This window comes from Paenibacillus sp. MBLB1832 (assembly GCF_032271945.1).
GTDB lineage: Bacteria > Bacillota > Bacilli > Paenibacillales > NBRC-103111 > Paenibacillus_E > Paenibacillus_E roseopurpureus.
The window spans coordinates 1,585,214-1,603,389 of record NZ_CP130319.1; the positions used below are offsets into that span (position 1 = coordinate 1,585,214).

At 46.4% G+C, this 18,176-nt stretch carries 17 protein-coding genes; 13 read left to right on the top strand and 4 right to left on the bottom strand.

Features of this window, described 5'->3' with window-relative positions:
* Positions 1-9: 9 nt before the first annotated feature.
* A complete protein-coding gene (locus tag MJB10_RS07170; RefSeq protein WP_397386617.1) occupies positions 10-390 on the bottom strand; it encodes a TIGR04086 family membrane protein in 381 nt (126 codons plus the stop codon).
* 225 nt (positions 391-615) lie between these two features.
* Between MJB10_RS07170 and MJB10_RS07175 the strand changes: the two genes are divergently transcribed.
* Together MJB10_RS07175 and MJB10_RS07180 are read left to right on the top strand one after the other, a co-directional pair.
* Positions 616-1,944, top strand: a complete 1,329-nt coding sequence (locus MJB10_RS07175) for an ArsB/NhaD family transporter (protein WP_314803009.1) — start codon at positions 616-618, stop codon at positions 1,942-1,944.
* Positions 1,945-2,048: 104 nt separating this feature from the next.
* Entirely contained in the window at positions 2,049-2,729 is a 681-nt protein-coding gene (locus MJB10_RS07180; protein WP_314803011.1) for a DUF421 domain-containing protein, read from the top strand.
* Between the two features lie 29 nt (positions 2,730-2,758).
* Here MJB10_RS07180 and spoVB read toward each other — a convergent pair whose 3' ends face one another.
* Positions 2,759-4,324, bottom strand: coding sequence for a stage V sporulation protein B (spoVB, locus tag MJB10_RS07185; protein ID WP_314803012.1), 1,566 nt, complete (start codon positions 4,322-4,324; stop codon positions 2,759-2,761).
* 151 nt (positions 4,325-4,475) lie between these two features.
* On the opposite strand from spoVB, the gene MJB10_RS07190 reads away from it, so the two are divergent.
* The 10 genes from MJB10_RS07190 to MJB10_RS07235 all read left to right on the top strand — a co-directional run bounded on the left by MJB10_RS07190 (position 4,476) and on the right by MJB10_RS07235 (position 16,170).
* Complete coding sequence (locus MJB10_RS07190; protein ID WP_314803014.1) at positions 4,476-4,760, top strand: post-transcriptional regulator; 285 nt, start codon at positions 4,476-4,478, stop codon at positions 4,758-4,760.
* Positions 4,761-4,863: 103 nt separating this feature from the next.
* A complete protein-coding gene (gene secD / locus MJB10_RS07195; protein ID WP_314805508.1) occupies positions 4,864-6,096 on the top strand; it encodes a protein translocase subunit SecD in 1,233 nt (410 codons plus the stop codon).
* On the top strand, positions 6,086-7,012 hold the full coding sequence (gene secF / locus MJB10_RS07200; RefSeq protein ID WP_314803016.1) for a protein translocase subunit SecF: 927 nt from the start codon (positions 6,086-6,088) through the stop codon (positions 7,010-7,012). Before secD ends, secF begins: the two co-directional genes overlap by 11 nt.
* Positions 7,013-7,077: 65 nt before the next feature.
* Complete coding sequence (locus MJB10_RS07205; protein WP_314803017.1) at positions 7,078-8,031, top strand: cation diffusion facilitator family transporter; 954 nt, start codon at positions 7,078-7,080, stop codon at positions 8,029-8,031.
* A 26-nt stretch (positions 8,032-8,057) separates the two neighbouring features.
* Positions 8,058-10,472, top strand: a complete 2,415-nt coding sequence (gene recJ / locus MJB10_RS07210) for a single-stranded-DNA-specific exonuclease RecJ (protein WP_314803019.1) — start codon at positions 8,058-8,060, stop codon at positions 10,470-10,472.
* A gap of 26 nt (positions 10,473-10,498) precedes the next feature.
* On the top strand, positions 10,499-11,011 hold the full coding sequence (locus tag MJB10_RS07215; protein WP_314803020.1) for an adenine phosphoribosyltransferase: 513 nt from the start codon (positions 10,499-10,501) through the stop codon (positions 11,009-11,011).
* Positions 11,012-11,173: 162 nt separating this feature from the next.
* On the top strand, positions 11,174-13,360 hold the full coding sequence (locus MJB10_RS07220) for a RelA/SpoT family protein (protein WP_314805510.1): 2,187 nt from the start codon (positions 11,174-11,176) through the stop codon (positions 13,358-13,360).
* A 26-nt stretch (positions 13,361-13,386) separates the two neighbouring features.
* A complete protein-coding gene (gene dtd, locus MJB10_RS07225; protein ID WP_314803022.1) occupies positions 13,387-13,827 on the top strand; it encodes a D-aminoacyl-tRNA deacylase in 441 nt (146 codons plus the stop codon).
* A gap of 74 nt (positions 13,828-13,901) precedes the next feature.
* On the top strand, positions 13,902-14,075 hold the full coding sequence (locus MJB10_RS07230; protein ID WP_314803023.1) for a hypothetical protein: 174 nt from the start codon (positions 13,902-13,904) through the stop codon (positions 14,073-14,075).
* A 151-nt stretch (positions 14,076-14,226) separates the two neighbouring features.
* Entirely contained in the window at positions 14,227-16,170 is a 1,944-nt protein-coding gene (locus MJB10_RS07235; protein WP_314803024.1) for an FAD-dependent oxidoreductase, read from the top strand.
* A gap of 95 nt (positions 16,171-16,265) precedes the next feature.
* Here MJB10_RS07235 and MJB10_RS07240 read toward each other — a convergent pair whose 3' ends face one another.
* Positions 16,266-16,571 (bottom strand): hypothetical protein, encoded by a 306-nt coding sequence (locus MJB10_RS07240; protein ID WP_314803025.1) that lies wholly within the window; start codon positions 16,569-16,571, stop codon positions 16,266-16,268.
* A 405-nt stretch (positions 16,572-16,976) separates the two neighbouring features.
* Complete coding sequence (locus MJB10_RS07245) at positions 16,977-17,369, bottom strand: DoxX family protein (RefSeq protein WP_314803026.1); 393 nt, start codon at positions 17,367-17,369, stop codon at positions 16,977-16,979.
* Positions 17,370-17,528: 159 nt separating this feature from the next.
* Between MJB10_RS07245 and MJB10_RS07250 the strand changes: the two genes are divergently transcribed.
* Complete coding sequence (locus MJB10_RS07250; protein ID WP_314803027.1) at positions 17,529-17,840, top strand: winged helix-turn-helix transcriptional regulator; 312 nt, start codon at positions 17,529-17,531, stop codon at positions 17,838-17,840.
* Positions 17,841-18,176: the final 336 nt, after the last annotated feature.

The following is an 18,176-nucleotide window of genomic DNA, read 5'->3' on the forward strand; positions in this document are numbered from 1 at the left end:
CGAAAAGACTTATTTTTGTGTATTTACACCAAGTATGCCGCCAAGCGCCCCAGAAGCGAATAAAATGCCAAGCAATTGAAGGGATTGAAGATTCAATCCTGCGTCAAACGCCAGAAAGCCAACGAGAAAAATAAGCAGGAAATAGAAGACCCCTACGATGCCCCCATGATACCAGCCGCGGCTTCCGGCTCTTTTGCCTGAAACCCAGCCTCCGATAAATAAAGCAACGGCATGAATGATGGTGGTTAGTGTGTGCAAGGAGCTTTCTTGCGTGCTTGTTAGAAGCAGAAAGAGGGATGTCAAGACAGTTCCAATGGTCATCATGCTGAATGAATAGAGAAGACCTGAAAATAAAGGTGATGTTATTCGAATGGGACTGACCGTTTTCATAGGGTTCACAGGCATCATTCCTTTCCTAAATTCGAACGCTTCATTTCCACATAGGAAAGTATAAGTTTTCGGATGCCGAGAACTGTTTTCCTATTGGCGATAAAACCTACCTCTAAACGCGGTCGCTCATCATTGAACTGCCTCGATAAAGGTTTTCTCATCATCATTGTATGGCCAAGCACATAAAATTAGTACAAACTATTGACTGAGGGAGTGTGATAATTTATGACGGAATACTCACAGGGTCCGGTGTTGTGGCAAGCCATTGCAGCGCTCCTCATATTCGCGGCAGCTTATGTTTTCATTTTGATTGAAAAATGGGATCGTACATATACAGCTCTCGGCGGAGCCGTTCTTATGCTGCTCTTGGGCATCTTGCCAATCTCAAAAGCACTCACGAACTATGCGAATTGGCCTATTCTGCTCTTTCTTGTAAGCTTATTCATCATTTCAAGCCTTTTTCAGAAAACGGGCATTACGTCGTACATCGTCAGTGCAGTCTTACGGAAGTATCGTATGCGCGCCGTAACGCTAATCCTTATTTTTTCGCTGCTTGGTGCTGTGATATCGGCTTTGGTGGATAGCCTATTGGCCGTTGTTATTATTGTGCCTTTCATTATCATGGCTTCTCGAAAAATGAAACTTCAACCTGCTCCATTTCTCATCACTTTGCTGTTATCGGTCCATATTGGCGGAGCCGCAACAATTATGGGCAATATCACGAGCCGCATGCTTGCTGCATCGGGCAGAATTACGGCAGGGCAACAATTTATTCGAATCTTCCCTCTGATCTGCCTCTTGCTTGCTGTTGTTTATCTCATCATGTGGCTGCTGTATCGCAAACGGTTAGTGGCAGCGGAAGCACATATGCGTGAGCTGCTGAGCTTGCGGCCAGATTCTTATCTTTCGCAGGATCGCCTATATGTCGTAGGCAGCAGTGTGATTACAGGATTGACCCTCGTTCTGCTAAGCATTCAAGGCGTGTTGGGTTGGAATCCTGCCTACATTGCGGCGAGTGGAGCTGTCCTAATGCTAGGCATGAACTACAAGGATGTCCTTTTCATCATCAAGGAGAAAGATTACGGCGCTGTATGGCACCAGGTTAGAGAAACGCAATGGTTATTCTTCTTGGGCTTGTTTATCATGGTGGGCGGGCTTACCTACGCAGGTATTTCGGGTTTCGTGGCGGTAAGAGGGCTGGAGTTAAGTCAAGGCAGCCTTCCCTTCCTGACGAACTTGCTCTTATGGATCAACAGCTTTGGCGCTGCGATGATGGATAATGTGCCTTTTCTAGCAGCGATGCTTCCAATTGTTGATCATATCGAAGAAGAATTGGCAGCAACTGCACAGCCGTTATGGTGGTCTTTAATCATCGGTAGTGCTATCGGAAGCGGAGTAACCTTGCTTAGCTCTCTAGCTGGTTTGTATACGGCGTCCCTGACAGATCAAGATGGGGTCAAAATGAAACAAAGTGAATATGTGACGGTAGCAGCGCCGATTTGCTTCGTTTTGCTGGTGATTTCCACGGTTTATTTCAAATTATTCTTGCTGTAATTGCCAACTATTGAACACGCCAGACCTGCATGATGAGGTGCATGAGCGGTCAGAATACCAGTGAACTCCGAGAACGAGCGAGGGCTTAGATCAGGGAGGTAGCGATGGATATTCTGACTATTTTTTTGCGTACGGTGCTCATTTATTTTGTTGTTTTCTTGATGCTCCGTATCATGGGGAAACGTGAAATAGGCAAGCTCTCACTGTTTGATCTCGTGATTTCCATCATGATTGCGGAAATTGCCGTTTTCGTTTTAGAGGACTCTGCGAAACCGCTCATGAGTGGACTTGTCCCCATGGCAACGCTTGTGCTGATCCAAGTCGTTATCGCGTATATTACGTTGAAAAGCCGAGCGGTCCGTTTGCTTTTCGATGGAAAGCCAAGTGTCTTAATCAACAAGGGTATGATTGATCGCGAGGAAATGAAGAAGCATCGCTATAATTTGGATGATTTGATGCTGCAGCTTAGACAAAATAAAATTATGAATGTGGCTGACGTGGAATTTGCCATCCTGGAGCCTTCGGGGAAATTGAGCGTTGTGGAGAAGGAAGTCAAAGAGACAACGAATGCAAATCTGAAACCGAATGGGGCCATTCGGTATGAAGGACTGCCGCTGCCTCTCATCATGGATGGGAAAGTACAGGACGAGAATTTGGAGAAAATCGGTCAAACTCGCTTCTGGTTAAAGAACCAACTTCAGGATAGGGGAGCAAAGGATTTTAAAGAAATATTCTATTGTTCCATTGACCATAGAGGGCGAATGTTTCTGGATCGTAAGCGCTGAATGTCAGAATGGCAGCTTATGCAGAGATGTTAGCGGATAATTTTCTTACCCATGTTCAGTAATCGGCTGATATCTTTGAGACTTATCAATTTGAACGTTGTTATAAAAAATATGTAGGATGCAATGCCAGCGAGCACGGAGGAAAGGAAGCGTACCCAGGTTAGTGAGATCCAAGGCGTATACATGAAGCAATAACTGACAAAGCCTGAGAGTATCATGGCTGCGCCAATTTTGCCGAAGGAGCTGCCCTCCATACGGAATTTTAGCAATCGAACAACACTGTTCCAATGAAGGAGAGTCACCAGCACGATATTGATATTAATCGCGAAGACAGCGCCATGAATGCCCAGTTCAGGCTTGCTGGCTAACCAGTAGATGAGAGCAAGCTTAACGGTTGACCCAATCAGCGTGTTAATTAGCGCGGCTCCTGGCTTATTCAAAGCCTGCAAGGCGGATTGCAATGGAGCTTGAAAATAAATGAAAATGGCGACGGGTGCCATCATTTTAAGCATAGCGCCGACATCAGGCTGGTTGTACATATAGGTGCAAATGGGTTCGGCAAGTACGAACATGAGGACAGCGAACGGAGCGCCTGTGACTAAAGCCAGCTTTAGCGATTGGTGGAGTCGATTGTGAATCGTTTTGATGTCTTTGCGCGCAGCCGCTTCACTCAATGAAGGGATCAGGCTTACTGAAAGCGACATAGTGAGTGCGCTGGGCAATAAAATGATGGGGATAATCATCCCCTGTAAAGCGCCGTACTGCGCTGTGGCGAGTGAGGTAGAGATGCCAGCTATAGCTAAGCTTTGCGCGATTAAAATGGATTCCAGCAAGTAAGAGCCTGCTCCGATTAGCTTGCTTCCTGTGATCGGGATCGAAATCCGCATGATTTTACGAAAATTTGATAGTCGTCCCATCCTTTTCGTTGTACCAATTTGCGCTGAAGGCAGACGCGGTGCTGATTTCTTGTCCCATTTGAAATGAATCGCCAGCACGGCAAGTCCACCGATTTCTCCAGCTAAAACACCAATCATCGCGCCTGCAGCGGCATACTCAATGCCGTAAGGTACCATCATGTAGGAACACACTAATACCATGACAATCCGAATGAGTGTCTCGGTCGTTTGCGATGTAGCGGTAGGGATCATATTTTGCCGGCCTTGAAAATAGCCGCGATATACGGCGGAAACGCCTATAATGGGAATCATCGGACTCATGCATAGGAAGGTGTAGTAGACTCTGGAGTCAGTCAGAAGGTGACTAGTGATCCAAGATGCGCCCAAAAGGCAGACGGCTGTGAACACTAGGCTCAGTGAAGTCGTGACGGCTAAAGAAATGCGGAGAATACTCCGAATACGAGACTGGTTATTCTCAGCTTCTGCTTCGGCAATCAGTTTAGCAATGGCTACTGGAATCCCGCCTGTAATAATGGTGAGAATAACAGATAAGAAGGGCCAGCCCATATGATAAAGACCGATGCCTTCGGCTCCTATGACGCGCGGTAAAGTTATTCGGGGAATGAAGCCGAGAATCCGATTCAGAATACCGGCGGCTAGTAAGATCATGGTACCTCTAATAAACGACTGCTTGGTCACTGCCATACCCTCTTCCGCTAACTGTCATATCTATGACTATGCGAGTGCGGGCCAAGCTCATGCTAAGATTTTGCGGACAAGATCAAGTTTGGCAGGAAAATACATAAGGGCTCACGAAATATTATATATTCGGCTTTTAGGAGGATCCCCCATGAACGGCGAACAGGATAAGAGGAGCGAAGAGGAGATTCCAGGTCTTTCGGATCATGAGCTTAACGAAGTCATCAAAAACTTGTGTTTAAGCAAAGTGGAGGAATTCATACTTCTTGGTTACGATCATGTAACTGGCAAGGACATATGGGACTGCGTCAGTGAGAAGTATCGCAAAACAGGGATGCCCTCTCTCCACCAAGTTGTAAATGACATCTTGTCGCTGAAATCAACACAGTTTATGAACTGGATGACGATAAGCATGTACAAAGGAGCCCAATTCTAAGAATTGGGCTTTATTTTACGTGCCATTTTAGTTAAATTGACTCGTTTTTCAGACCTGGGTATAATAGGCATATTGAGGATTGAAGGGAGACTAGCAAGAGATGCTGGATTGGAAAAGAATTTCGTTCTTTTTTCTAACGGTAATCATAGTTCTTGGCGCTGTTGGTGTGACAAGCCCAAGTCTTGTTGACCGGATTAAGCTTGGATTGGATTTAAAAGGCGGGTTTGAGATTTTGTACACCGCAGAGCCTTTGACGGCTGGACAGCCGCTTACGAAGGAAACGCTTACGGAAGCAGCGGAGAGTCTTGCGAAACGTGCGGATACCCTGGGTGTTGCTGAACCAGAAGTATATCCTGAAGGATCAGACCGCATTCGTGTACGTCTGGCAGGTGTTGAGAACGAAGAGGAAGTTCGTACGCTGATGTCCAAGCCTTCTGTATTGACGTTCAGAGGTCCAGATGGCACTGTGTACATGAATGGAACAGATTTTGTTGAGAACGCAGCGAAATTAAGCTACGATCCCAACACGAAGCAACCGATTGTTGAAATTAAAATGAAGAGCAGAGAGAAGTTCAAAGAAGTTACAACTAAACTTACGGGAAGCACACTTTCCATTTATTTGGATGACGATTTGAAATCCACGGCGTCTGTTAATTTCCCAATCGACAGCGATTCCGCGATCATTACACAAACAAGTGTGACAGAAGCAACAAAAGTAGCGAAAATGATTAACTTAGGTGCAATGCCGTTGAAATTAACGGAAAAGTACATCCAACGTGTCGACGCTACATTAGGGAAAGCTTCCTTACAAGAAACAGCTAGAGCGGGATTAATTGCTTCGGTATTAATTTTCCTATTCATGGTTCTATACTACCGAGTGCCTGGTCTTGTTGCTGCGTTTACGCTAATTACATATGTATGGGTATTGCTAGCGATATTTGACTTTATGAATGCGACATTGACGCTTCCTGGTATTGCGGCCCTCGTCTTGGGCGCAGGGATGGCTGTCGATGCGAATATTATTACGTACGAACGGATTCGTGAAGAAATTCGTGCAGGCAAAAGCATTTTGTCTTCCTTGAAAGCTGGGACGAAGCATTCCTTCCGTACGATCATGGATGCGAATGTCACGAACTTAATTGCGGGTATCGTGCTTTACTATGTCGGTAACGGCGCCATTCGCGGGTTCGCGGTTATCACCATGATGAGTATTATTATCTCTATCGCAACGAACGTTCTGTTCTCCAGATGGCTGTTGCATCTCATTATCCGAGGTAATTTGCTGAAGAAGCCAAGTTATTTCGGTGTGAAGGAGGCAGACATCCGTGAACTCTAAGAAACGTTTTGATTTTGTTAAAAATCGTAATAAATTTTTCATCGTATCTGCCATTCTCCTGATTGTGGGCTTGGTGATGATCTTAACTTCAGGAATGAATTTTGGTGTTGATTTCAAGGCGGGAACAAACATTGATCTCGTCGTAGGCAAGAAATTGGATACTGTGAAGGTCGAAGAGATACTTCAGGGTCTTAACACCAGCGGTGATGTGAAATCCAAATATGCCGATCCGACCATTGGCGGCAATAATAGTGACCGCGTCTCCATTCGTTTCGATGATGTTTTGGACGATGCGACTGTGGACAAGATTCAGAAAGCTTTTGCAACGGCTTATAGTGCAGAAGTTTCGAAGGAAGTTAATACGGTTGACCCGCAGCTTGCCAAAGAATTATTAATGAAAGCTGTGTATGCCGTTGCGATTTCAAGCGTATTGATTTGCTTATACGTGAGCATTCGTTTCGAATGGCGGTTCGCGTTTGCCGCGATTATTGCCATCCTGCATGATGCCTTTATGGTTATCGCTGTGTTCGCGATCTTCCGCTTGGAAGTCAACCTTCCGTTCCTTGCGGCGGTATTGACGACAATCGGTTACTCCATCAATGATAAAATCGTTATTTTTGACCGTATTCGTGAGAATTTACGATTTGCGAAGCTTAAGACGGATGAAGATCTGGTTGCGCTCGTAAACGATAGTATTTGGCAAACGATGGCGCGTAACATCAATACGGTTCTCGTTGTATTGATAGCGGCAGGCTGCTTATACATTTTCGGAAGCGAGTCGATTAAGCTGTTCGCCTTGGCGAAGTTGATTGGTTTGACGAGCGGTGCATACTCCTCGATCTTTATTGCATGTTCGCTTTGGTATTTATTCAAAAGAAGATCACTTGCTAGTTCTAAAAAGAAAGCTGCAGCGTAATAACCATAATAATCGGCCGCGTGATTGTTGCGCGGCCTTTGTATCCGTTCGGGGGGAATGTCCGCATGAAAGACGAGGGTCTGCACAAAATTGAAGCCACACTTTGGGTGGGCCTTTTCCTCCTCATCATAGTGGTGTGTCTGAATGGAGCTTTTGGCTACCAGGCAGCTAGTCATGCCATGCTCGCGTTTTCAGCACAAACGGCTTCGGGTGCATGTTTGTTAGCAGTTGTTATCATGAGGATGAGAACAATGAAAGTATCAGTTTCAGCCTCCGTTGTTCGTGAGTTGAATCGGAAAGTATCCTTGGGCACGATTCTGTTAGCTGTGACCATCATGGTGATCGGCGCCGAGATGGGGCTGACTTCGATCAAGTCATTTTTCCACCTAGGTGAAGCAGAACGCTCCTTAAATACAGTAATTGTTCTACTATTGTCCATTCTGACAAGGAAATTGCTTTATCATAATTTAGAGAAATTTGGAAAACGATTTGGGACACAGGCATTCATTTCCAATATACGAAGTCCGCGATTCAATATATACTCATCTTTTGTGGCTTTGCTCGCGCTTATGATTGCAGTGGCAGGGGAGCATGTAGGGGTTTTAGCTTTAGGGTATGCGGACCCCATCGCTGCACTAATTATTGCATGTTTTATCATAATCAAAGGGTACAATTTAGTAAGAAAAACGTTGACTGCACTAGCAGATACGACGCTGAACGCGGAAGATATCGCTGACTTCCTTGAGGTCGTTCAGAGGATACACGGCGTAATCACCGTGGATGATTTGAGCGCAAGAGAGCACGGCCATTACGTGGTCATTGAAATGACGATCAGCGTTAATCCGAGGCTATCCGTCTGGGAAGGCCAAGAGGTTTCGAAGAAGATCAAACAACAACTGATGAAGCAATATCAGCATGTATCGGACGTGTTCATCCATGTGAATCCTTACGATGCAGGCTATCCGTACAAACAACATGCAGATACGGAATTGACCGAGCTTCCATCTGTTTTACATTAAAGTTACCGCTGAGGAGGACACATTACGTGTTAGCACCGAAAGCAAGATGGAGCGCCCCACATGTCGATGAAGAACTTGTTGAGTCTCTCGTCCGAGAGCTCCAAATTGACCCGCTCGTAGCTCGTATTCTCGTGCTTCGAGATATCCGCAGCGTGCCGGAAGCCAAACAATTTATGCAAGGCGGGATCGAGGATTTCCATGATCCCTTTTTACTTGACGGGATGTTTCCTGCGATTGAACGAATTCGCACAGCACTGCAAAAGAACGAATTGATTCGCATTTACGGTGACTATGACGCAGATGGGGTCAGCTCTACGTCCTTAATGGCACATTTGCTGCGAGGGTTAGGGGCACACTTTGATACATACATCCCTCACCGTATACGGGAAGGCTATGGATTAAATCGTGGAGCTCTTACATTGGCGAAGGAACAAGGCGTTGGGCTGATCATCACAGTTGACACGGGGATTAGCGCAGCACAGGAAATTGCCTATGCGCATGAGCTTGGCTTAGATGTGATCGTGACGGATCATCATGAGCCGCCTGAGATATTGCCGGATTGCTTAGCGGTTATTAATCCGAAAAAGCCAAGCTGCAACTACCCCTACAAGCTATTAGCGGGTGTAGGCGTTGCTTTTAAGCTCGCACATGCGTTGCTGGGGCGCTTTCCAGAAGAGTTGCTTGAATTTGCAGCATTAGGAACGGTCGCTGATTTAATGCCACTAACGGGTGAGAATCGGTTAATTGTCAAAATGGGGCTAGCCCGGATGCAGAATTCCGAATACGTTGGCTTCCGCTCACTGATCGCTGTCTCTGGCATCGATAAGAAAGAAGTGACTGCGGGGCATATCGGTTTCTCGCTCGCGCCCAAAATCAATGCAAGCGGTCGACTCGAAGCGGCGGACATTGCGGTCAAGCTGCTAACCACCTCAGATGCCAAGGAAGCGGAGCAAATCGCCTTCGAATTGGATATGTTGAATAGAGAGCGTCAACAAATCGTAGAGGATATGGTGCAAGAAGCTTTCGCGATGGCAGATGCCCAGAGAGAGAAAGGCTTGGATAAAGTAATCCTCGTTGCAAAGGAACAGTGGAACGTGGGCGTAGTTGGCATTGTCGCCTCCAAAATCGTAGAGAAATACTATCGTCCCGCTCTAGTTCTAAGCATTGATCCAGAGAAAGGCATGGCCAAAGGCTCAGCTCGTTCCATTGCCGGCTTTGATTTGCATAAAGCGTTAACCTCATGCCACGAGTTGCTCGACCACTATGGCGGTCACCAAGCGGCTGCCGGGATGAGCTTAAATAGCGCTAACCTTGAGAATTTCGCGATTAGATTGAACGAGCTTGCAGCGGCAAGCTTAACCGAGCAAGATTACATTCCTATTTTGCGTGTCGATAATGCATGTTCTTTAGCGGATGTTCCGATTAAAAGCATTGAAGGGCTGGAGCAACTTGCTCCATTTGGCATGGGAAATCCATCACCCAAATTTATGTTTACGGAACTAGAGTTATCCGACATTCGCACAATGGGTAAGGAAAAGCAGCATCTAAAGCTCGGACTTTCTCAGACACAGGATGAAATCAGTTGCTCCGTAGAAGCTGTTGCGTTCGGGAAAGGGAATCTAGCTTCGCTCATTGCGCCATCGGCAAAAGTGGATGTGCTGGGCGAACTCTCGATCAACGAATGGAATGGTGTTCGGAAGCCGCAAATCATTATGCAGGATTTACGAATTCCGCATAAACAAGTGTTTGATTGGCGGGGAACGGGGCAACTACATCTGAAGCTGGCTTCGCTTGAAGCGAACCTTCAGGGGGGCGCCTTCCAGCAGAGTTCTACAGGGATCGTCCTCTTCGATGAGGCGGATGAAGTCCTATTCCAGTCAACTGCTGAGCAAATTGGCGATCATATCCCTTATTGGATTGTCCAGGATACGGAGCAAGTGAAGCCTGGCAATCATGCGGCGAGTACGATGGTTCTGGGCGAGATACAAGATCTTATCTTGTATACGCTGCCTCGTCAACTAGACAGTCTGAGGGCGGTATTGCGGCAAGCGACAGGTATGATGCGCTGTTATCCCGTTTTTGCAGAGCTGGGCCAAGACCTTGGCAACACGCTGCCTTCACGAGAAATGTTCAAAATGATTTACGCCATCTTGCAGAAAGAGAAATCACTAGAACTGCAAGATACCCGCATCATGAGCTCACTCAGTAAGCGGTCTGGCCTATCACCTGCTATGATTCATTTTATTATTGCTGTCTTTGAAGAGTTAGAATTTGTTGTCAAACATGATAATATGGTTACGATGAGCACTTCGCCAGCTAAGCGAGATTTATCGACATCCCGGTTGTACCAGCATCGATTGCATCGACAAGAAGTTGAAGCCATTGTTATGTATTCTTCAGCAAAAGAGCTGGAGCAATGGATCGCTGATCACATAAAATAATGATTATTTACATTGGAGGAAATCAAATGAATTTCAAAGAGTATATCCGCGTTATCCCGGACTTCCCACAGCCAGGCATCCGTTTCAAAGACATCACGACCCTATTGCAAAATGGGCCTGTCTACAAAGAAGCGATTGAACAATTGAGACAATTAGTGAAAGACAAGGAAATCGACGTGATCGCGGGTCCGGAAGCACGCGGATTCGTCATTGGTGCGCCACTTGCTTGTGCGCTAGGGGTTGGCTTTATTCCAATTCGTAAAAGCGGCAAATTGCCTGGAGAAACGATTGAAGCAGACTACGCGCTTGAGTATGGCAAGGATAAGCTTGCTATGCACAAAGATGCGATTAAGCCTGGTCAAAAAGTACTGATCGCTGACGATTTACTAGCAACTGGTGGTACAATTCAGACGTCCATTGATTTAATTAAACAACTAGGCGGCGAAATTGTGGGAGCGGCTTTCTTAATTGAGCTTTCCTATTTGGACGGTCGTAGTAAATTTGATGGTTTGGATGTTGTATCTTTGGTTCAATACTAAGAGAGCGTTGGAGAATCGAATGTTCGTTATTCGATTCTCTTTTTCATAGCAATTCGGCTAGGGATGATGCAATTTGTCGAAAGCAAGTACGTGAATAGTTGACGAGGGGCCTGACTTGCAGGCATAATGGATAAAAATCGACTAAAGGGAATGGGTAGATGCATGGGTATAGAGCTGCTGCTGGAAAAGGCCGCCACCTATCTGAAAGAGAATGATTTGCAGAGGATTCGGGAGGCCTATGAATTCGCGGACGAAGCCCATCATGGCCAAGTGCGCAAATCAGGCGAGCCTTATATTTTGCATCCGCTCGCTGTTGCAGATATTTTGGTGAACATGCAGATGGATGTCACTTCGGTGATCGCAGCCCTTCTGCATGATGTTGTTGAAGATACGACTGTTTCGCTTGAAACAGTTCTAGATAAATTCGGTAAAACGTGTGCGATGCTCGTTGATGGTTTGACGAAGTTGGAACGGATTAAGTTCAAATCCAAGGAAGAGCAGCAGAACGAGAATTATCGTAAAATGTTCGTCGCCATGGCGCAGGACATAAGGGTTATTCTCATTAAGCTTGCCGACCGTTTGCATAACATGCGCACGTTGAAATACCAATCGGAAGAAAGCCAACGCCGCATTGCGGAAGAAACGTTGGAAATTTTCTGTCCGATCGCGCATCGATTAGGGATTTCTACGATCAAATGGGAAATGGAGGATATTGCCCTCCGCTATTTGAATCCGCAGCAATATTACCGAATCGTGAATTTGATGCAGAAGAAGCGGACAGAACGCGAGCAATACATCGAAGATGTCATTCATAGCATCAAAGAGAAATTAGATGAGATGGGCATTCAAGGGGATATTTCAGGGCGTCCGAAGCATCTCTACAGTATATATAAGAAAATGAGCTCCCGCGGCAAGCAATTCAATGAGATTTATGATTTGATGGCATTGCGTGTGATCGTCGATGGCATTAAAGATTGCTATGCTTCTTTGGGTATCATTCATACGTTGTGGAAGCCGATGCCTGGCCGATTCAAGGACTACATTGCGATGCCGAAGCCGAACATGTATCAGTCGTTGCATACGACCGTGATCGGTCCTAAGGGTGAACCGCTTGAAGTTCAGATTCGGACGTGGGAAATGCACCGTACCTCCGAATTCGGGATTGCGGCGCACTGGGCATACAAAGAAGGCGGTACCATCGTGCCTTCGGGCACATTTGAAGACAAGATGAGCTGGTTCCGGGAAATTCTGGAGTTACAGCATGAAACTAGCGATGCTTCGGAGTTCATGGAATCCATGAAGATGGATTTCTTCTCTGATTTGGTATTCGTCTTTACGCCAAAAGGGGAAGTGATTGAGCTTCCAGCAGGCGCGGTTCCGTTGGATTTTGCTTATCGGATTCATACAGAAATCGGTAATCGTACCATCGGTGCCAAAGTAAATTCACGTATCGTTCCGCTTGATCATAAGCTCAAAACGGGCGATATTATTGAAATTTTGACATCCAAGCATTCCTATGGACCAAGTCAGGACTGGATCAAAATTGCACAGTCCTCGCATGCTCGCAGTAAAATCAAGCAGTGGTTCAAGAAGGAAAAACGCGAAGAGAACGTTGAAAAAGGCAAGGATATGATTGAGCGCGAGTTGAAGCGCTTAGCCATTGATCCGCCAACTTTAATGAGCGATGATAAATTGCTCGAAGCAGCGAAAAAATACAATTTCAGCGATATTGAAGACATGCTGTCTGCCGTTGGTTTTGGCGGGATTACAGCGGCTCAGATCTGTACGAAACTGACGGAGAAGCTGCGCAAGGAAGCGGAAGAAGCTCAGGTTATTAAGCTGAGCAGCGAAGTGAAAGAGGTTAAAGCACCGCAAGCGACTGAACGGAAGAGCCGTCCAACGAATGGCGTACGTGTCAAAGGCGTCGACAACCTGCTTGTCCGTTTCGCGCGCTGCTGTAATCCAGTGCCAGGGGATTTGATTATTGGCTATATTACGCGCGGGCGCGGTGTGTCTGTGCATCGTGCAGATTGCACGAACATTCCAACGACCATGGGTGAAGAAGATCGAGTCATTGAAGTGGATTGGGCGGAGGCCGTGGAATCGAATTTCAATGTGGAAATTGAGATTACTGGTCATGATCGCCGAGGTTTCTTGAATGAAGTGCTGCAAGCCGTTTCCGAGAGCAAGACGATGATTTCAGCAGTTTCAGGCCGTTCCGATAAGAACAAAATGGCGACGATTCATATGACCATTTTAATCAAAAATATCGATCATCTGCAGTCTGTTGTTGAAAAAATCAAACGTGTCAAAGATGTGTATTCCGTGCAGCGGATTATGCAGAGCTAGCAAGAGGCAAGGAGATTCCGAAGATAATGCGAGTAGTTGTTCAACGTTGTAAACGTGCTGAAGTGACTGTTGGTGGAGAGATCATTGGTCAGATCGGTCACGGACTTATGCTGCTAGTCGGCATTACACATGAAGATACAGAGCAGGATGCCAAGTACGTTGCGGATAAAGTCGCAGGATTGCGCATTTTTGAAGATGAGAGCGGCAAGATGAATCTCTCGGTTATGGAGACTGGCGGGAGCATTTTATCCGTGTCACAGTTCACCTTATACGGAGATTGCCGCAAAGGGAAACGCCCGAATTTCATGGCCGCCGCAAGGCCAGAACTGGCAGAGCAGCTGTACAACCAATTCAACGAGCTGCTTAGAGCGCAGGGGTTGCATGTGGAGACAGGTGCTTTTGGCGAGATGATGGACGTTTCACTGACGAATTGGGGACCTGTTACGCTCATTATCGACAGCAAATAAGCTGGGACGGGATAGTTACACCAACCACTGGTTATACTGAAAAGGTAGAATCTAGCGGTTAGGAGCATGTAGCTATGCGTCAATCGATCAAGAACAAAGCCATGACAGCTCCGATGCAGCAATTGTTGCACAACTCGCTTGCCGAACGGATGAGTGGGATCTCGCCATTTACTGATGTGGAGATCAGTGCAGAATTTACGTCGGATCAAGAGAAAATGCGGAGCATCCCCAAGAAATCGTATCGGTAGTTCATAGAGCCATGCAGGAGCGTCACGACGAGCCTGTGTGGTTTTATTTGTATATGCGTCATAATTTCCTCTACACGGGCAAATTGTGGTAAACTAGCCTATGGCATTATTGCTGGACAAGCAAGAGATAAGGTGGGTGCGTAGGAACGTCATGGTAAAATCAAATCGTAATAACACTACATCCAAGGGTTGGCTTTGGCTAATGGTGACATTGATTGTACTTACACTGTTGGCTGCAACGGCTGCGATGGTGTTCCAATACAATCATCACAAGAGCAAAGGACTTTCGGCGCATCAAGCGTTGGAGGAAGTCAAGTCTGTGAAAAAAATGAAGGACACCTATGACGTTATCGTTGTGGGGACCGATCCAGAAGGGATCGCAGCGGCTGTGTCCGCGGCACGAAATGGCTTAAGCACGTTGCTCGTCGACGGACGCAATCGTGAAATCTTCGGCGGATTAATGACGCTGGGTTGGATTAATTCTTTGGATATGAACTATTCGACTTCCAAGAATTTATTAGGCAAAGACGATGTTTGGAACAAAGGCTATTTTTCGGAATGGTATGCGAAGCTCGAAGGGGATTCCTTCGATGTGAATACGGCAGCCAATGCCTTCTACGATTCCGTGAAAAATGAAAAAAATATTGATGTGATGATGAAAACGAAAAAAGTCGATCCTTTGCTCTCGAAGGATTTGAAAACCGTGCAAGGCGCTACGATCACACTAGAAGATGGCAGCACACAAGTCGTCAAAGCCGTATCGGTGATCGATGCGACACAAGATGGCGATTTCGCAGCGGCAGCAGGGGTGCCTTTTACAATGGGGCGTGAAGACCTCGGAGATCCGAACTCCAAAATGGCGGTGACTCTAGCGTTCCGACTGAAAAATTTCACACCCGAAGTGTGGAGTTTGATGGCGCAGCGTCTGAATGGGGATAACAACCCTGACACAGGTGTCAATGAGGTTAGCGTGTTTGGTTACGGAGAAATGAGTGCCTATCCGGCTATTAATAAAGAACGGGCGAAGATGCGCGGCTTCAATATGGGCAGGCAAAATGATAACACGGTCCTCATCAATGCGCTGCAAATTTTCGGCGTAGATACATTTAATCCGAAGTCGGTACAAGAGGCTTTTGATATTGGGAAAAAAGAATTACCGAACATTGTCGCTTACATGAAAAAGACATTCCCTGAGTTTGCAACTGTTGAGCTGGATGGCTCTGCGCCTGAGCTTTACGTAAGGGAAACCCGTCACATGCAGGGCGAGTACCGCCTGAACATCGTGGATGTATGTTCCAACGCAGACCAATGGGATCGTATTGGATTCGGTTCCTATGCCGTGGATATTCAGCGGGTTTCGCCTACGGATTCAGGCAATGTGGTGTGCAAGCCTAAACAATATGCGATTCCGTTCCGCAGCCTCGTTCCACAGCAAATTGACGGTCTTCTGGTCGTTGGAAGAGCGGCAAGCTATGATACACTGCCTCACGGTAGCGCTCGCGTTATGCCGACTGGCATGGCGGAGGGAGAAGCAGCAGGGGCTGCTGCGAGCTTAGCGAAATCCGAGAATAAGACATTCCGTCAGCTGTCCGCATCCAAAGAAAGTATAGCCAAGCTGCAGGCGCAGCTGAATAAGCAGGGCATGGAAATTCAGCCGATCACCGTTAAGGCGCAGCCATTTATGGAACATAAGGCGTATGAAGGCTTGAAAACAGCATTAATGCTGGGCTTGGCCTCTGGTGCTTATACGAACAATTTTAAGTTAGATGAGGCAGCGAATCCGAAGCGGATGGTTAACCTCGTTGGCGGTGCGAAGAAGATGAAGCCGTCTGCCTTCCCAGGAGATGCGAATCAAGCGATCGTAAATATGACCGATTCGGACAAGAATGCACTGACCCTTGACCAAGCTAGCTACACGCTGGCGCAAGCGTTAGGCTACAAAGTTACAGCTGCCGAGGCACAAGCGAAGCTTATCGAGAGCAAGCTGTTAACGGCTGCAACAGTGAGCAGCATAGCAGATAAACAGAAGTTAACGAACGGCGACACGTTCATGCTGCTCAGTGATGTGAAGATGGGGTTAACAGGGAAGCCGTAAACGCAATAGAGAGCCTTATTGCCGCATAGGATGTGGCTGTAAGGCTCTTAGTTTGTTGTTGGCAATGAGAGCGGGGATGATTGCGTTTACAAATCTTAGTCTTCGTCTGCTGGAGCCTCATCGGCGTCTTCGGCGTCGACTTCCTCAGCTTCGTCTTCTACGGCATCCGCATCGGCTTCTTCTTCTGCGGACTCTTCGCTTGCTTCCGCATCCTCATCATCTTCCGCTTCGACATCGTCTTCATCAGCTGCTTCTTCTTCCGCTTCTTCAGCAGCGTCCGATTCTTCAATGGCCTCTTCTTCGGCTGCGTCTTCAGCTACTTCTTCTTGTTCTTCGGCTTCTTCAGAGAAAAGCACCACGAGATCTTGTCGTTCCTCTTGAAACTCGTTTTGTAGTGTCATTGTTACAGCCTCCAGATGGGATATTCAAGGCCATTCGCCTTGTTGTACATGTATATGTGAAAACAACATGAATATACGAATGAAACCAAATGAAAATACGTGAAAATGAACGGAAATCACATGTAATAAACTTGTAATAAGGCGTTCATCTTCCTTTAATCTAAATGGGCTATACTAATAGTCGACCCCCTTTAAAATATAAACCTTTGAAAGCCTGCAGCTCTGTGCTGCAGGCTATTTTCTTTCCAAAGAAAAACCGCCGCAGCCGTGTGACTGGGCGGTTCTTGTAACTTACCACAATAGTAAGTATAAGTTTTCAAAATTCCCGAAAACTTCTTACTATTTGGCGATAAAACCTATCTCTAAACGCGGTCACTCATCACTGAATGGCTTCGATAGAGGTTTTCATAAAAGCGCGTCGATGGAGTAGTCGCCAGCGCCGATCAGAGCAACACCCAGCGCGACGATTAGCAAGGCCGCATTGTATTCATACCCGTTGGAAGTCACCCAATAGCCGTTTTTGCCGTGAACTTTCACAATGGCAATCAACATGGTAAGAATAATTAGCGCTGCGCCAACCTCCGTCCAAAGGCCAGCTGCGAACAACAAACCGCCAGCAACCTCGCTCAATCCTGCCGCCACTGCCATGAATACACCTGGTTTAATCCCAATTGATTCGAAGAAACCTCCAGTTCCTTTAGGGCCGTAACCCCCGAACCAGCCAAATAGCTTCTGTGTGCCATGTGCTGCCATTGTTAACCCAATCACCAAACGAATAATCAGAAGTCCTAAAGCCATACTAACATCTCCTCTTTAAATGATTTTTGTTTAACAACTTACTTTATGTTAGTATATTATTACGAGTCACTTACTTTTGTCAAGCGACTATGCTAAAATAGTTTTTGCAGAAGTGTCTGAACCAATCGTTCAAGCAAGAACTCGAAGGAGATGATTATGATGGAAAACAACTACCAACTATGTCCCAAATTCGAGCATGCCTTCGAACTTCTCGGAAAGCGTTGGACAGGGCTAATCATTCATGTACTGTTAACGGGGCCCAAGCGGTTTAAAGATATTTCCGTATTAATTCCAAGTATGAGCGACCGCATGTTGTCCGAAAGGTTTAAAGAATTAGAGGCTGCCGATATTATCATTCGACATGTTTACCCTGAAACGCCCGTTCGCATTGAATATGAGTTAACGCCTAAGGGCAAAGGACTCCAATCTGTGATGGATGAAGTGCAGAAGTGGGCCGATTCCAACACCTAGCAGGAATAAATAAATTAACAGGATGAGTGGACGTCTATCTCTTGACTTTGCTCTTACCAATGTTTACAATAACCATATTGTATTGGATACGATGGTGATCCGTTGAAGGGACACAGTAATTCACCCCCACATCTACAGAGAAGGAAGTCCAGGCTGCAAGCTTCCTATGATGAGCGAATGAACAGACCTCCCCGAGGACAGGCTGGGAACGGTATATGCGAGTATACTTAGTAGCAGTTATGCGAGTAGCGGGCGTTAACCGCAAAGTGCAGAATGATGTGACTTGCTAGTTAAGTGTGCATGCCGTTCTGAATGTGGGTGGTACCACGGGTGAAT

Excerpts from the sequence above, each read along its gene's own strand:
- MJB10_RS07240 (WP_314803025.1), bottom strand. The coding sequence starts at position 16,571 with ATGACACTACAAAACGAGTTTCAAGAGGAACGACAAGATCTCGTGGTG.
- MJB10_RS07220 (WP_314805510.1), top strand. The coding sequence starts at position 11,174 with ATGGGTATAGAGCTGCTGCTGGAAAAGGCCGCCACCTATCTGAAAGAG.
- MJB10_RS07175 (WP_314803009.1), top strand. The coding sequence starts at position 616 with ATGACGGAATACTCACAGGGTCCGGTGTTGTGGCAAGCCATTGCAGCG.
- MJB10_RS07215 (WP_314803020.1), top strand. The coding sequence starts at position 10,499 with ATGAATTTCAAAGAGTATATCCGCGTTATCCCGGACTTCCCACAGCCA.
- MJB10_RS07230 (WP_314803023.1), top strand. The coding sequence starts at position 13,902 with ATGCGTCAATCGATCAAGAACAAAGCCATGACAGCTCCGATGCAGCAA.
- MJB10_RS07180 (WP_314803011.1), top strand. The coding sequence starts at position 2,049 with ATGGATATTCTGACTATTTTTTTGCGTACGGTGCTCATTTATTTTGTT.
- MJB10_RS07170 (WP_397386617.1), bottom strand. The coding sequence starts at position 390 with ATGAAAACGGTCAGTCCCATTCGAATAACATCACCTTTATTTTCAGGT.
- MJB10_RS07190 (WP_314803014.1), top strand. The coding sequence starts at position 4,476 with ATGAACGGCGAACAGGATAAGAGGAGCGAAGAGGAGATTCCAGGTCTT.
- MJB10_RS07245 (WP_314803026.1), bottom strand. The coding sequence starts at position 17,369 with ATGGCTTTAGGACTTCTGATTATTCGTTTGGTGATTGGGTTAACAATG.
- MJB10_RS07205 (WP_314803017.1), top strand. The coding sequence starts at position 7,078 with ATGAAAGACGAGGGTCTGCACAAAATTGAAGCCACACTTTGGGTGGGC.
- dtd (WP_314803022.1), top strand. The coding sequence starts at position 13,387 with ATGCGAGTAGTTGTTCAACGTTGTAAACGTGCTGAAGTGACTGTTGGT.
- MJB10_RS07235 (WP_314803024.1), top strand. The coding sequence starts at position 14,227 with ATGGTAAAATCAAATCGTAATAACACTACATCCAAGGGTTGGCTTTGG.
- MJB10_RS07250 (WP_314803027.1), top strand. The coding sequence starts at position 17,529 with ATGGAAAACAACTACCAACTATGTCCCAAATTCGAGCATGCCTTCGAA.